This window comes from Treponema vincentii, assembly GCF_010365865.1.
In the GTDB taxonomy this organism is placed as follows: domain Bacteria; phylum Spirochaetota; class Spirochaetia; order Treponematales; family Treponemataceae; genus Treponema.
Window position 1 is genome coordinate 1,201,590 of record NZ_CP048020.1, and the last position, 13,377, is coordinate 1,214,966.

Here is a 13,377-nt window from a genome sequence, read left to right on the forward strand (position 1 = left end):
AACTCACGTTTTTAGAGGTTCCCAAACGGTATCTTTTAAAACCCGATTCACAGTCTGCAAAGCGGATTGCGAATCGGGTTTTTGGACAGTTTTCTTGGATATAGGTGCTTGGTATGCAGTTTTCTGCAATAGAACATCGCAGTACGGATAATTTTTGTTATCCGCTCAATGAAAATGAACTTATGATCGGCATTAAAACCGGCAGCGACATACGGCGTGTATTTATTGTATACGGAGATCCGTTCGACGGTTCGGTAACACCGGACGGATGGGCATGGGAAGGCAAACGGCAGGAAATCACCCGCAAAAAAGATCTTCCGTATCATACATGGTGGCAAGCAACGGTTATGCTTCCTTATGGACGGTGTAAATACTGCTTTGAACTGCACGGTCAAGATGAAGGCGATGTCCGCTACTGTCTGGAAAACGGGTTTTACACGGCAGATGAGCTTGTTACGCTGCGCCGGATAACCGGTAATTTTCCCGGTTTTGAGTTTCCGTGGCTGGACGGCGCCGAATGCGTCCGCGTACCGGATTGGGTACCCCGCACAGTGTGGTATCAAATTTTTCCCGATCGGTTTTGCAGGGATACCTCCTCGCAGAAACCGAATGATCTGCCGTGGCCTGCTGCCAAGGATGTCGTTACCAACAATGAACACTATGGCGGTACGCTTCGGGGTATAACCGAAAAGCTCGGTTATCTTGCCGATTTGAATATTACCGGCTTATATCTTAATCCGGTTAATGCTTCACCGAGTGTGCATAAGTATGATACATCCGATTATCTGAATATCGATCCTGCATTCGGCAGCGCAGATGATCTGCATACGCTGGTGAAAGAAGCTCATGCGCGCGGTATAAAAGTGATGCTGGACGGCGTCTTTAACCACTGCGGCTGGGACTTTGCACTGTGGCAGGATGTTGTCCGCAACGGAAAAGTCTCGCCGTATTTCGATTGGTTTATCGTACAAGAATGGCCGTTTGAAACCGTTGTAGAACCGGAATGTGAAGCCGTCGCGAGCCGAAGCCGACCGTCCGGTACAAACGGAAAGAGCGGAAAGTACAGTACGTTTGCGTATGTCGATACGATGCCGAAGCTGAATACCAATAATCCTGCCGTCGTCGATTACCTGCTGAACGTATGCGAAACATGGGTGCGCAGTTATGATATTGACGGGCTCCGGCTCGATGTTGCGAATGAGCTTTCGCACACATTTTGCAGGCAGCTTTATCGGCGGATGCGCAGTCTTAAAAAAGACTTTTACCTGCTTGGAGAAATATGGCGCAGTGCCTTGCCGTGGCTGCGCGGCGGCGAGTTGGATTCGGTAATGAATTATCCGCTCGCGCTGTGTTTCTGGAAATTCTTTTACGATAAAACGCTGCCCGCCCTGACTTTGGAGCGGGAAATAAATGCCGTTTTTACCGCCTATCCCGAACCTGTTACCGTAGGCCTGTTTAATCTGCTGGATTCCCATGATACGCCGCGCCTTTTTACCCGCAATGGCGGTGATGCGTTCGCCGTATGGCAGCAATACGCCCTGTTGTTGAGCCTGCCCGGTTCGCCGTGTATCTATTACGGCAGCGAGGTTTTGCTTGCAGGCGGAAATGATCCCGATTGCCGCCGTTGTATGCCGTGGCAGGCTATCGAAGCAGGTGAATACGCCGAACCGATGAGCATGATGCGGCAGTTGATTGCTTTGCGCCATACGCATCCGGCAATGACCGCTTCCGGTTACTCATATCTGCATGACGTACCGCTTGCCGAAAGCGAACCGAATAGAATTATTCATTTGCAAAAGTATGCCGAAACGGTAGAACCTGCGGAAACTACGGAGACCGTTGAAACCGCGGAAGTGCCGATTACGCGGAGCATAGACCTCATTCTCAATTGCGGTACGGCTCCGGTATCAATCGCGCAGATAATAGATGAAAAGGCACGGGTATACCTCTCCTTGCGCTGCAGGGATAAAACGGTACAGCCCGGCGGCTTTATCTTTTTTGAACACCTCATCAACCGATGAACTTCCGTGTACATCGGTTGATGGCGAATTTTGGCAATGCCAAAATATCGCTTCTGTTATAACCACCGCCATCCGTGGCGGTAAAGTTTGCGGTGCAAACTCGATTATTTACGGGTGCGCCGTCCTGAACTTCGAAGCAAAGCTCCTCGTTGCGGGATATGCGCACGGCTAAAACCTTTTTCGGATGTTTAAACATCCTGCAAAGGTTTTTATAGGAGGAGTTTTAATGGCTACAACGACCTTACAAGGCGCTGCCGTTATCGACAAATCAATTATCAAAAAGACATCAACCGCATCGACGTGCTTTATGGGGCTCGGTCAGATCCTCTATTTAAAGCAATATGTGCGCGGCGCCTTTTTCGCTTTGATGGAATTGGCGGTCTTATTTTTGATCTTTTTTGATCAGACGGTTATGCAGTTCAATGGAAAAGGCCCCATCGTGCGGAGTCTGATCGGCCTTATCACACTCGGAGATGAAAAACCGAATGTCCCTATCAAGATGAAGGATCATTCCATCTTTATGATGATCGGCGGTCTTATTACTGTGCTGTTACTCGTCGTGTTTATCGGCGTATATGTTGCGAACGTGATCACTGCCAAAAAAACGGCGGCCTATATCGTGGAAAAGCAGCGCTATCCGTCTACTGAGGAAGCCCGTAAGAAGTTTGTCGAATCGGCGTTTCCGTATCTCGGACTAAGCCCTGCGATCCTGTTGATGCTGTTTTTCACTGTTTTGCCGCTCATCTTTTCGGCGCTGGTTGCCTTTACGAATTACTCATCGCCCAAGCACATCCCGCCGAACAACCTTGTCGACTGGGTCGGTTTTGAAAACTTTATCACGATGTTCAATTCCAAGCTGGCGAATAGTTGGTTCTCCGCTTTCGGGCGCGTTGCACTGTGGACGGTTATCTGGGCGTTCTTTGCAACTACGACCTGTTATTTTACCGGTATGATCTTTGCGGTTATCCTTGTCGACAAGCGCATCAAGCTGCCGAAATTCTTCCGAACCGTGTTTATCCTGCCGTATGCCATTCCGGTTATGCTGAGCTTGTTCATTTGGGCGAACCTTTTGAACGGAACATTCGGCCCCATCAACCGGTCGCTGATGCAGTTCGGTCTTTTGAGTGAACCGATTAAGTGGCTTTCCGACCCGTTTATGGCAAAGATTACGATGCTGTTGGTTAATATTTGGATCGGCTTTCCGTATAGTATGATATTGATTACCAGCAATATGACAGCCATCCCTGCGGATATTTATGAGGCGGCAACCATTGACGGCGCGAATAAATTGCAGCAGTTCTTCCGCATCACCCTTCCGTTGGTACTGTTCCAAACAATGCCCATTCTCATTATGCAGTTTGCCGCCAATATCAACAACTTCGGTGCGGTATTCTTCCTTACTGCCGGCGGCCCGAATCTTGATGACAGTATTCAGACAAAGGCGGGCGCAACCGACCTGTTGATTTCGTGGATTTATAAACTTACGTATGATACGCCGACTTTGTACAACCTTGCCTCGGTACTTTCGATCCTCGTGTTTGTCGTGCTGGTACCGTTCGCAGTCTATAATTTTACGCATACCAAGGCGTTTAAAGAAGGAGAACTGTAATGAAAAAGCATTCTCTGAGTACCATACTGGTGCTGATTATCCTGTATACCGTCCTTATTTCGACGGTGCTCTTTGTCCTCTATCCCGTTGCCTTTACGGTCGGCGCAGCCTTTACCAAAACCAATTCGTTGGCGGCAACAAGCATTTCTCCTATCCCCAAGGAACCGTCGGTGTATCAGTTTAAACGGCTTTTAACACCCGCGGACAAAATCGTCGAAGGTACAACCGATGTACGCGGTACAAACTACGTTAAATGGTACGGCAATACCCTCAAAATTGCGGTGTTCAATGTCCTTTTGACCTTGGCTGTCTGCGTAACCGCCGCCTATATCTTTTCCCGTTTTAGGTTCCCGCTGCGAAAGCCGCTGCTCGCTTCTATGATTGTGCTGCAGATGTTCCCAAGCTTTATCGGAATGGTTGCAACGTATGTGCTATTATGGAAGATAAACGGCTTAAATACCCATTGGGGACTCCTTTTGGTATATGCGGCGGGCAGTGTGCCCTTTAACGTATGGCTGATGAAAGGCTATTTTGATACGGTGCCGAAAAGCGTTGAAGAAGCCGCCCATGTCGACGGCGCCGGTTCGTTTACCACATACGTGAAAATCGTACTGCCGATGGTAAAGCCGATGATTATGTTTCTTGCGCTTACCAGCTTTACCGCACCGTGGATGGACTTTATCTTCCCGCGTCTTATTTTGCGCAGCGACGATAAAAAGACCTTAGCGCTCGGCCTTTTCGAGCTGATTAACGGCCGCGCAAACGACAACTTTACGATGTTTGCCGCCGGAGCGCTGCTCGTTGCAGTGCCGTTTACGCTGCTGTTTATGGCAGGGCAGAAATTCCTGCTCAAGTCCCTTGCCGCCGGAGCGGTAAAAGAATAGAAAAGGGCAGGCCAAAGAATTGGCAATGGGTAATTGGTGATGCGTAATTATATTTCCAATTACCCAGTTTAAAACCAGGTAGGGGATATCCGGGGCGCTACTTGTAGAGAGGCGCTAGATAGTCTTTGATGCGGAATAACGTATACAGCGGAAGGCTCCACACACGGGTAGAGCCAATCACATTACTACCCACATTTTTAAGGGACGTTTTAATCGCTGTCTTAGGTTCGTATCGGGAACAAAACAGCTGGAGACTTTTTGCTTTGGTATTATCCGCAGACTTTACTTCAATAGGGACGACGGCGCCTGCATAATCGGTTAAGAAATCAAGTTCCGCATCAGCCTTTGTCCGCCAAAAATAACTTTCTATGCCCAGACACTTTAGCTGAGTAAGGCAGTAGTTTTCGGTCAGTGCACCTTTGAAATGTATATAAGCGGAATCTCCTTCAAGAATAGTTTTAAAATGGATATTCGATTTTTTACGGAGCAACCCGACATCGGCCATATATACCTTAAAATAGGTGTTATCCGCCATTCCCGATAAGGGGAGTTCCGGCGTTGGCGTCATATTCAGTTTATAGGCAATACCTGCGTTTACCAACCATTCAAGCGCATCTTCAAGATCTTTTGAGCGCGCGCTTTTTTTTACGCGGGAAAAAATTTGATTAGTTGATGTAATATCGTACGTTCCATAAATACGGTACCTCTCCGTCAAAGATAGCGTTTTTCGACCGAATATTCAATAATTTACTGCATTTTTCAACCGAATAAATGTATTTTTATTGCATTATTAAACCGAATAAGTGCGGTATATACGAAGACGTTGCAGATGGTCTAGATTCATAATTCATAATTCATAATTAGTTATAAATTTTACTCCGCCTTGTACTGCAATTCACGGCAGGCGGTTTGGTTCGATACCGGATGAAATCAAATCAGAATTATGAATGCATAATTCTGATTTTCTTTCTTCCTAATTATGAATTTTAGAAACTTAAAGGAGAAACGTATGAAAACCATACATAAAAAGAATACTACATTTTTGAATTTGGCAGCGGCAGCGCTGATGGTTGCTGCTTTGGTACTGGGCTGTAAGCCGAATGTAAGCAACGGAGGCGAAGTACAACCGCCGGTTACAGACGGCTGCACGATAACGATGAGTGCAGGTGCAAACGGTTCTATAACGGCAAGTCCCGTTATTCCTGCCGGGGGCAAGGTAGCAAAAGGCACCGAAATTACCTTTACCGCGACTGCAAATCCCGGATATCGAGTTGATACATGGACAATTACCGGTGGTACAATACAGGCCGGCGGACAGCAGGGAGATACAACCGCAAAGGTGAAGGTTATAGCAGACACAACGGTCAATGTAATGTTTAAGCCTATAGTATATACGCCGGTCGCATACGCTGACTTGCCTAACCATCTTACCACCGCACAGCCTGAAACCAACGGCATCTATTACATCGAGGTAACCGGTCTTACGGCGCCAGACGTAAAAGGAAACTTCATTAGTGATAGTGCAAGCCCGCTCGGGCAAATACTGAACAGCAACAAACGGAAAAAGGTAGCGCTCAAATTCGGCACAATGCCATACGTTACGAATATGACCGGCTGCTTTAACGGTTGTACAAGTCTTGTTCAAGTATCGTACATCCCTGATAGTGTTACGGATATGAAAAGCTGCTTTAAAGGTTGTACAAATCTTGTTCAAGTGTCGAACATCCCGGATAGTATTACGGATATGTGGGGCTGCTTTGCCGGTTGTACAAATCTTGAGCAAGTATCGAACATCCCTAATAGTGTTAAGGATATGGGCAGCTGCTTTCGCGGTTGTACAAAGCTTGAGCACGTACCGAACATCCCTGATAGTGTTACGAATATGGGCAGCTGCTTTTACGGCTGTACAAGTCTGACATCCGTTACGCTCAAATGCGAGTACCTCGATGGTAAATTTAATTATGCGTCTTACGGCTGCAGCAGCTTAAGCGTAGGCAGTATTAAGGTTCCGGAGGATTCGTTGGATGACTATAAAGATAATGCAGACAAGATGAAAGCAGAGGCGGAATGGTTTGCAAAGGATGAATAATCCGCTGCACATATAACTAAAAACATCGCAGGGGAACCGTAATAAATAGGGATACGCGGTTGCCCTGCGATTGTCTATAACCGCAACAACGGTACTGCTAACGTTCCGGTGTAAGCGAGAACAATATTAAAGAGGTATTTTTATGAGTGATGAAATGATTTGTTTGGAAGAGGAAGCAAATGTTGCGGTAAAGCATGTGTTCCGCGCAGAGCTTTTAAATGCAATCGCAAAGAACGACAAAGAGGCGTTTAAAACTCTCGTAGAACAGATTGGAAAAGATTGGCACGTCAGCCGCACCGTCGAAACGGAGGAGAAAGAGGAGTTTCGTGAAGATCTTTGGAAAAACAAAGAGGCAATACTGTCAAATAAATATGAATGGAATAAGTCTCAGTATAGCGCTTATAGTTACGAAAGCAAAATTTGCTTTTTACTCAATCCTGTGTACTATAAACTGATTTATGACGGACTGAATAAAGCGGCGCTGACCGAATTTTACAAATCAATAAATGACACACGAAAAGTGGATAAAGAAACGTGGCAAGAAACGGTAGAGCATTACTATAGCAAATTATCGTTTTCCCCCAAAGATGAAACGGACATAGACCGTATCTTCAGAAAAGATTTTGAGCTTTGGGCAAAAGATACCGTAAAGACATGGCTTTTCAAGGAAAACGGACATATCACGTATAAAAGAGGCCTCACACCTGAAAGCGCGCAAGAGCTATCGGTGTAAAACAATTACCTACTGCGTTTCCTGCGATTATCCTGATTGCACCTAGCCAAAAGATATTTTTTGTGATAAATTGCTGCAATCATGGGGGAACCAATGAGCGAAAAATATGATTTGATAATTGTCGGCGGCGGTCCTGCAGGGATGGCAGCCGGAATTTATGCTGCGCGTTCAAAATTAAAGACCGTTGTTTTGGAACAAAAACGGAATACGGGCGGCCAGTGTTATATTACCGAGGAAATTGAAAACTATCCCGGCTTTCCGGAGGCAACAGGGCCGTCTCTCAGTGAAGCTTTCCATAAGCATGCCGAGAAGTTCGGTGTTGTATTTGTAAATACGGGTGCTGAAAAGCTTGAAAAAGAGCAATGACTCTCTCCATTATATCGTGCATGGAACCAACGGTACCGACTATGAAGGTCTTGCCGTTTTGATTGCAACCGGTGCCGGCGCTCGTACTCTTGGGTGTAAAGGTGAAAAGGAATTCAGTGGAAAGGGTGTTTCCTACTGCGCTACGTGCGACGGTGCATTCTTTGAAGAATGTGAAATTGCCGTTGTCGGCGGCGGAGATGCGGCTGTTGAAGAAGCAATGTATTTGACAAAGTTTGCCGATAAGGTAACCATTATCCATCGCCGTGATGAATTGCGGGCAGCTAAGTCTATTCAGGAAAAAGCATTTGCCAATCCTAAGATGGCTTTTAAGTGGAATGCTGTTGTAGATGAAGTATGCGGCGACGGACTTGTGTCTCACTTAAAACTTCGGGATACGAAAACCGGAGAAATTTCCGATTTTAAAACCGAAGGTTTATTCATATTTATCGGGCATGATCCCGAGACTGAACTGGTAAAGGATATGGTGAAACTTGATGAGGCGGGATATATTATTACCAACGGGCGAATGGAAACCAATGTGCCGGGTATTTATGCCGCCGGTGATGTTATCCGTAAAGAGTCCCGTCAGGTGGTTACTGCAGCAGCGGACGGCGCTCTCGCCGGAATTTGGGCAGGCAACTATATCGACGATATAAAAGCGCGTCAAAAGCTTTCAAAATAATGTAAGAACCCCGCTTGTCAACGTTAAACTGAGCGGCGGCGTATAGGAGGACTAAAATGGTTGAATTGACGAAAGATTCATTTGAACAAGAAGTACATGGATCAAAGGGTGTTACGCTGGTAGATTTCTGGTCTCAGTCTTGTGTGCCATGCAAGCAGTTGATGCCTGATGTTCATGCAATGGCAGAGCGCTATACGGGGAAGGTAAAGTTCTGTTCGTTTGATATCGGTCTCGGACGCAGAGTTGCAATGAAAGAGCAGGTGCTCGGTCTACCTTCAATTCTTATTTACGTTGACGGCGAAAAGAAAGAACATCTGACCGGCGAAGGTCTAAACGCCAAACAGATTGAAGATACGCTTCAAAAGTATCTGTAAGAATTTAGACTTATTAATAATGAAATATCGGGGAAATATCTCCTGATATAGGGTGTTTCTAAAAATCAAAGCGGATTTTTAGAAATTTCTATAATTTCCTTGGAGGATATGCTATGGAATTAAAAGGCAAAAAGGTCATCATTATTGGTGATCGCGATGGCATTCCCGGGGAAGCCATAAAGCTTTGTGCTGAGTCGGCGGGCGCTGAAGTTGTTTATGCGGCAACCGAATGCTTCGTCTGAACAAGCGCAGGCGCAATGGACTTGGAAAACCAAAAGCGGGTTAAAGATTTAGCTGAAAAGTACGGTTGCGAGAACACGGTAGTGCTTCTCGGCGGTGCCGAAGCAGAATCGTCAGGCCTTGCCTGTGAAACCGTTACAAACGGTGATCCTACTTTTGCAGGTCCGTTGGCAGGAGTCTCGTTGGGACTTTTGTGTTATCATGTGGTTGAACCGGAAATTAAAAATCAAATAGATCCTAAGATCTATGAAGAACAAATCAGTATGATGGAAATGGTTCTTGATGTTCCCGCAATTATTGCAGAAGTCAAAGAATATCGTGAGAAATACTGTAAGTTTCTAAAGTAAAAAATAGTACAATAAAAGCGTATCGATTACGATCCGGTAATCGATATGCTTTTGTAAACTTTCCTCAGTCTTAAATTAGAATAAAATTCGTATATGAGACCTTGACTAATCTTGAAAAGCAATTAGAATTATTGTTATGAGTGATTATCTGGATATCAATAATGAAGAGTTGTTGAAAGACTTTTTTAGTGAAGCAGAACAGCAAGTAGAGCAGTTGGAAAGTAACATCCTTGTTATTGAGCAGGATCCTACCAATAAAGAAGCTATTGATGAGATTTTCCGTGCGGCTCATACTTTGAAAGGCGGTTCTGCAACTGTTGAGATGAGTGAATTATCCGGTTTCACTCATGCCGTAGAAGACTTACTTGATGCTATTCGGTCAAATAAGGTTACTGTCACAGAGGATACTATTGACCTTTTACTGCATGCTTTGGATATAATCAAAGATATGCTTGCGGCAAGATCTAATGGTGAAGTATACAACCAGGATGTATCAGCCACGGTAGCAAAATTGCGGTCAAATATACCTGAGGGCAAAGAAAATAAAAAAAATGCTGCAAAAGCTTCGCAGTCGAAGGCAGCTTCCAAACCGGTTGTGCAACCTCAAGCAAAGACTACCCCAACAAATAATGGAAATACGGCAGATCCTGCCTCGTTGCTTTCTGAGTATGAAATACTGGAGTTACGCGAGGCTGTTCCAGCCGATAACAAGGTATATGCCATTCGCGTACAATTTGATGAATCAAGTTTAATGAATACTGTCGGTGGTATTCAGGTGTTTGCTGCATTGAAGCAATCTGCATTGGTGCTTAAAACTATTCCTGATTTTGATGCCCTTTATGAAGATGAATTTCATCCCGAGGTTCTTTATTATGTTGCATCAGATGCAAGTGAAAGTGATTTGTTGTCGATCGCAAATATCCCCGATGTAACGCTTAACGCAGAAATCGATGAGTTAACCTTCAGTGCTGAGGGTAGCGCTTCTAAAACGAAAAGTGTAAACGCTGATGTTGCCTCCGATCCGTCGGCTGCGGAAACTCGGTCTGTTGCCGCTGATGCGAAACCGAAGGATGAAACGCCTGAGCCTGCAGCTGCTACTGTTGCAACGGGAGAAGCGGAGCATCCGAAAAAATCTCCGGCTACAGCTGCAAATGCTGCACATTCATCGGGATCGGTATTGCGCGTTGATGCGAAACGAATCGACTATTTACTTAATTTGGTCAGCGAGACGGTTATTACGAAAGCCTCACTTAATCAAAGTGCGATGGAGTTTAATGAACTTTATGCGCTCTTCCAAAATGCAAACGGTGAATATAAAGACCGGATTCGTAAGCTCTTGGACAAGTTTCCGTCTTACCTCGAAAAAATACAGCAGGGGGTAGATTTAAATACAATTAAAAAAGAACTGGCTGCAGATTATGCCGGTATGTTTGAGCTTTTTAGCCAGTTCGAAACCTCTATGAAGTATTCAGTTACGAAATTTCGTTCTTCCGCACAGAATTTAGGCCGTATTTCCGGTGAACTGCAGGAAGGCGTTATGAAAATCCGTATGGTTCCTATTAGTCAGATTTTCAGCCGTTTTCCTCGTGTAGTTCGGGATCTTTCAAAAACATTAAATAAGAGTATTCAATTGGTAATTGAAGGTGAAGACACTGAATTGGATAAGTCGGTTGTCGAAGACCTTCTCGATCCGATTATGCACTGCGTGCGTAACTCTATGGATCATGGTATTGAAACTCCTGAAGAACGGAAAGCATTGGGTAAATCCGAGCAGGGGACGCTTTTACTTAGAGCGAGCAATGAAGGTAACATGATCGTTATTGAAGTTGTCGATGACGGTAAGGGTATCGATGTTGACGCTGTAAAAGCAAAGGCTGTTGAACGAGGTCTTTTGCATCCCGGTAAGAACCTCACCGATGTTGAAGCATATCAGTTGATCTTTGCACCGGGCTTTTCGACCTCAAAGACAATTTCAAGCGTTTCAGGGCGTGGCGTCGGACTGGATGTTGTTAAAACGCATATCGAAAAACTCAACGGAACTGTTACCGTCGTTTCGGAAAGAAATAGAGGAACTCGCTTTACAATAAAGCTCCCGCTGACACTCGCTATTATCCAAGGTTTGCTGATACGGGTCGGCGAAGAAGTTTATTCCATCCCGATTACTTCCGTTATTGAAAGTCATCGTGTGCGCAGCGAAGAAATTAACCGCATTGATAGCTATGAAGTATTTAATGTGCGTAATGAAGTTATTAGTTTGTTGCGTCTGAATAGACTATTCGGTGTTCCTTCAGCAGAAAAGGGTGATGATGGTCATCACTATATCGTTATTGTCGGAACCGCCGAAAAGAAAGTCGGATTGATGGTCGATAGTCTCATTGGTGAAGAAGATGTCGTTATTAAGCCTTTGAAAGATCAGTTTACCAATTCTCCGGGAATTGCCGGTGCATCAATCTTGGGGGATGGGTCAGTTTCGTTGATTATCGATGTCGGGCAATTGCTTGATTTGGGCTTAAAACAAGAAATGCATGCTCGTGAACGTCGCGAGGCTTCTATCTGGTAAAAGGGGATTAAATGACTATGGAAAAAACCGAGTTGAATACAAGTATAAATGAGGAACTGCAAGACGAGTATGTAAGTGAACCTCTTTCAATTATCGATTTTAAGATGATAACTTTTTCCCTTGCAGAGAAAGATTATGCGATCGATATTATGAAAGTAAAAGAGATTGCAAAGGCAAATAATTTCACATATGTACCGAATACTGCGCCTTTTGTACTTGGAGTATATAACCTTCGTGGTGATATTATTCCAATTATTGACTTACGTATTTTTTTCAATATTCCGATTAAGCAGCGCGCAAAAGATACTATTGAGAGTATGGTTATCATTAACGTTGATGATCAAACTTTTGGTATCGTCGTTGATCGAATCGATAAAGTAGTCGGCGTTTCAAAAAATACTATTCAACCGCCGCATCCTATTTTTGGTGATATAAATATTAAATATATTTATGGTGTTGTAGAAAATTCCGGACAATTGTATATTTTGTTGGATGTCGATCGTATTTTCGCTTCCCGTACCGTAACGGAAACAAAAGCAACAGTTGTCGAAAGTGAGGCTCTGCCAGCCGATGATTCTTCAAAGATCGGTGTGGCAGATGTTGCTCAGTCAAATGATGCGCTTGATATCCGCTTTATTGGTGATACGCTTGCTGCTCTCGGTCAATTTTATCCTTCTCCCGTCAATAGTGCATGGCTGGAAAAGCGATATTACGAATGGCGGGATATGCGCGTTGCCTCGAGCATCCAAATACAATCTGAAGATCAAGCTCGGGAGTTTTTGAGTAACTTCCTTTCGCCTAATACGCGGCGCTTTTGGTCTGATGCGTATATGAATTCGGTATTGGCTGCCTTGCCCGATAATGATGCTAAAATTATTACCGTTTGGAACGTCGGTTGCGATTCGGGATACGAGACATACAGTCTTGCCGTCCTGTTAAAGCAGAAATATCCGCGTGCTACCATTAGAATTTATGCAAATGATGCCGATCTTTTGGCTATTTCCAATGCGCCGATGTTGACTGTTCCTGAAGAGCAGGTGATTAATAGATTTAAGCCGTATTTGGTTAAAGGAGTGAATGATTCATATAGCTTCAACCAAGAAATAAAAGATATGATTTTGTTTGAATACCATGATTGTTTGCATCAAAATACGGTGCCGGATGTCGACCTTATCCTCGCTCGAGACGTGTTATCGTTTATTAAAGCGGAAAAGCAAAGCATCTTATTGGAAGAATTCAGGGATAAGCTGAAAACAACCGGCGTCGTTATTTTAGGTGCAAATGAAATGATGCCAAAACAGAGCGGATGGATGCGGCAAGTGATGGGGGATATAACTACTTTCTCGCGAGAGTAGGTTGTAGCGGATAATCGAAAATCAATATAGATTTTCGATTATTGATAAACAGAGGGCTGGCAATCGTTGAATAAACGGTCGCCATGCGCAGTTTGTATCAAACTGAAAACGGACCTC

General features: G+C 44.6%; 11 protein-coding genes and 1 pseudogene. 11 read left to right on the forward strand and 1 reads right to left on the reverse strand.

Annotation, left to right across the window (positions count from 1 at the left end; genetic code table 11):
- Positions 1–113: 113 nt before the first annotated feature.
- Genes GWP43_RS05620 through GWP43_RS05635 form a run of 4 tightly spaced genes read left to right on the forward strand, consistent with a single transcriptional unit; the run spans position 114 to position 4,514 of the window.
- A complete protein-coding gene (locus GWP43_RS05620) occupies positions 114–2,021 on the forward strand; it encodes a glycoside hydrolase family 13 protein (protein ID WP_162663348.1) in 1,908 nt (635 codons plus the stop codon).
- Positions 1,999–2,193, forward strand: a complete 195-nt coding sequence (locus GWP43_RS05625) for a hypothetical protein (RefSeq protein WP_162663349.1) — start codon at positions 1,999–2,001, stop codon at positions 2,191–2,193. Before GWP43_RS05620 ends, GWP43_RS05625 begins: the two co-directional genes overlap by 23 nt.
- A 54-nt stretch (positions 2,194–2,247) precedes the next feature.
- Entirely contained in the window at positions 2,248–3,630 is a 1,383-nt protein-coding gene (locus GWP43_RS05630; RefSeq protein ID WP_162663350.1) for a carbohydrate ABC transporter permease, read from the forward strand.
- Positions 3,630–4,514 carry a sugar ABC transporter permease gene (locus GWP43_RS05635; protein ID WP_016524050.1) on the forward strand — a complete coding sequence of 295 codons (885 nt, stop codon included), beginning with the start codon at positions 3,630–3,632 and terminating at the stop codon, positions 4,512–4,514. Before GWP43_RS05630 ends, GWP43_RS05635 begins: the two co-directional genes overlap by 1 nt.
- Before the next feature lie 97 nt (positions 4,515–4,611).
- Here GWP43_RS05635 and GWP43_RS05640 read toward each other — a convergent pair whose 3' ends face one another.
- The gene (locus GWP43_RS05640) at positions 4,612–5,229 is read right to left on the reverse strand and encodes a DUF4143 domain-containing protein (protein WP_230978089.1); all 618 of its coding nucleotides are present in this window, start codon (positions 5,227–5,229) and stop codon (positions 4,612–4,614) included.
- A 294-nt stretch (positions 5,230–5,523) separates the two neighbouring features.
- On the opposite strand from GWP43_RS05640, the gene GWP43_RS05645 reads away from it, so the two are divergent.
- The 7 genes and pseudogenes from GWP43_RS05645 (at position 5,524) to GWP43_RS05675 (ending at position 13,260) form a co-directional block, all read left to right on the forward strand.
- On the forward strand, positions 5,524–6,603 hold the full coding sequence (locus GWP43_RS05645; RefSeq protein ID WP_162663351.1) for a leucine-rich repeat protein: 1,080 nt from the start codon (positions 5,524–5,526) through the stop codon (positions 6,601–6,603).
- A 142-nt stretch (positions 6,604–6,745) separates the two neighbouring features.
- Positions 6,746–7,336, forward strand: coding sequence for a hypothetical protein (locus GWP43_RS05650; protein ID WP_162663352.1), 591 nt, complete (start codon positions 6,746–6,748; stop codon positions 7,334–7,336).
- 93 nt (positions 7,337–7,429) lie between these two features.
- Positions 7,430–8,384: pseudogene (gene trxB / locus GWP43_RS05655) on the forward strand (thioredoxin-disulfide reductase).
- A 56-nt stretch (positions 8,385–8,440) separates the two neighbouring features.
- Positions 8,441–8,758 (forward strand): thioredoxin TrxA, encoded by a 318-nt coding sequence (gene trxA, locus GWP43_RS05660; protein ID WP_016524044.1) that lies wholly within the window; start codon positions 8,441–8,443, stop codon positions 8,756–8,758.
- A 113-nt stretch (positions 8,759–8,871) separates the two neighbouring features.
- On the forward strand, positions 8,872–9,345 hold the full coding sequence (gene grdA / locus GWP43_RS05665; RefSeq protein ID WP_162663353.1) for a glycine/sarcosine/betaine reductase complex selenoprotein A: 474 nt from the start codon (positions 8,872–8,874) through the stop codon (positions 9,343–9,345).
- A gap of 136 nt (positions 9,346–9,481) precedes the next feature.
- Complete coding sequence (locus tag GWP43_RS05670; protein WP_162663354.1) at positions 9,482–11,905, forward strand: chemotaxis protein CheA; 2,424 nt, start codon at positions 9,482–9,484, stop codon at positions 11,903–11,905.
- A gap of 17 nt (positions 11,906–11,922) precedes the next feature.
- Entirely contained in the window at positions 11,923–13,260 is a 1,338-nt protein-coding gene (locus GWP43_RS05675) for a CheR family methyltransferase (protein WP_162664753.1), read from the forward strand.
- Positions 13,261–13,377: the final 117 nt, after the last annotated feature.

Coding starts and splice junctions, on each gene's coding strand:
- GWP43_RS05630 (WP_162663350.1), top strand. CDS start 2,248: ATGGCTACAACGACCTTACAAGGCGCTGCCGTTATCGACAAATCAATT.
- GWP43_RS05670 (WP_162663354.1), top strand. CDS start 9,482: ATGAGTGATTATCTGGATATCAATAATGAAGAGTTGTTGAAAGACTTT.
- GWP43_RS05650 (WP_162663352.1), top strand. CDS start 6,746: ATGAGTGATGAAATGATTTGTTTGGAAGAGGAAGCAAATGTTGCGGTA.
- GWP43_RS05635 (WP_016524050.1), top strand. CDS start 3,630: ATGAAAAAGCATTCTCTGAGTACCATACTGGTGCTGATTATCCTGTAT.
- GWP43_RS05620 (WP_162663348.1), top strand. CDS start 114: ATGCAGTTTTCTGCAATAGAACATCGCAGTACGGATAATTTTTGTTAT.
- trxA (WP_016524044.1), top strand. CDS start 8,441: ATGGTTGAATTGACGAAAGATTCATTTGAACAAGAAGTACATGGATCA.
- GWP43_RS05675 (WP_162664753.1), top strand. CDS start 11,923: ATGGAAAAAACCGAGTTGAATACAAGTATAAATGAGGAACTGCAAGAC.
- GWP43_RS05645 (WP_162663351.1), top strand. CDS start 5,524: ATGAAAACCATACATAAAAAGAATACTACATTTTTGAATTTGGCAGCG.